General features: G+C 65.0%; 1 protein-coding gene. It reads right to left on the bottom strand.

The genetic code is table 11. The features are described 5' to 3' along the window. Nucleotides 1-103 precede the first annotated feature (103 nt). Nucleotides 104-1,237, bottom strand: coding sequence for an IS630 family transposase (locus ACFWBT_RS43030; RefSeq protein WP_385710296.1), 1,134 nt, complete (start codon nt 1,235-1,237; stop codon nt 104-106). Nucleotides 1,238-1,428 lie beyond the last annotated feature (191 nt).

Raw genomic sequence — 1,428 nt, forward strand, 5'->3', positions numbered from 1 at the left:
CCAACATCGCCCGAACACGGTTCACTTCGTGTGCGTCCACACATTCAACATGCTCGTGATCAGCGCCGATCGGAAGACCTAACGGAGTCCTACTAGTGCCGCATCAAGCAACGTTGGCCCTGTTCACGACCTTTCGGAGGCGTTCGTCGGTGGCGTGCTTGTTCCGCCAGATGATGTAGCGGCGGATCATGCTGCCCTGCTCTTTGTGGCTGGCATGGTCGGTGCCCTCGAGGGTGAAGTAGCGCAGGGCGGTGAACTGGGCCTCGATGCGGTTGAGCCAGGAGCTGTTGGTCGGGGTGTAGGCGATCTCCACGTTGTTGGTCGCCGCCCACGTCCCGACCCGCTGGCACCGCTTCGTCGTCAGGTGCGGGGAGTAGTTGTCGCAGATGATCGCGATGCGCTTCTCGAGCGGGTGCAGTGAGCGCAGGTAGCGGCAGAACTCCAGGAACTTCGAGCGGTTCTTGGTCTTCTTGATGTGTCCGTAGAGCTGGTCCTTGCCCAGGTCGTAGGCGGCGAACAGGTGCCGGACCCCGTGTGGGCGGGTGTAGGTGGCCCGCCGCCGGGGTCTGGGCTCGCGGTCAGGGTCCTTGTGTCTGCCGCCGCGTTCGGCCCATTGCCGGCCGGGGTGGGGCTGGAGGTTGAGCGGGCCGAACTCGTCCATGCAGAAGACCACTTCGGGTTCGCCGTCCTCGGGTACGACCTCGCCGTCGGCGATGGCGTAGAGGTGCTCGACCCGGGCCTTCTTGGCCGCGTAGTCGGGGTCGCGGGAGGCCTTCCAGGTCTTCACGCGTTGAAAAGAGACGCCTTCCTCGCGGAGCAGGATGCGCAGGCCCTCGTGGCTGATGTCGTCGACCACCCCCTCGGCGACCAGGAAGTCGGCCAGTTTGGCCAGGCTCCAGGTCGAGAACGGCAGGCCGTGCTCGGCCGGCTTCGACTTGGCGATCTTCTTGATCTCCCGGCGTTCGGGGAGAGTGAAGGTTCTCGGCCGGCCGCCGGAGTACTTCGGGTAGAGCGAGTCGAAGCCGTCGGCGTTGAAGTTGTGGATCACATCGCGGACCCGGTCGTCGCTGGTGAACGTCACCTCGGCGATCTTCGCCACGGGCATTCCCTGGGCGGACGGCAGCACCATCTGGGCCCGCCGCCAGGTCACCACCGATCCGGTGCCCCTGCGGATGATCCGCAGCAGCCGTCTGCCCTCGTCGTCGTCGATCTCCCGGACCTGCACCCGTTCAGCCACGTGATCATTCTGGCCAACCAGGGCCGCCCGGCGCAGCAACCGGGCGGCACATCACCCCAGGGCGAACGTTGGTTGATGCGGCACTAGATCTTCCTAAAAGAGCGTTTTGTCCCGGTGAGGTTGTTTGGTTCGAGGTTCAGGCGTCGCGCCAGTTGGGGGTGGATTCGCGGGTGAGTCTGCGGCTTATGAGG

The sequence above is a fragment of the Streptomyces sp. NPDC060027 genome, assembly GCF_042737005.1.
Classification (GTDB): domain Bacteria; phylum Actinomycetota; class Actinomycetes; order Streptomycetales; family Streptomycetaceae; genus Streptomyces.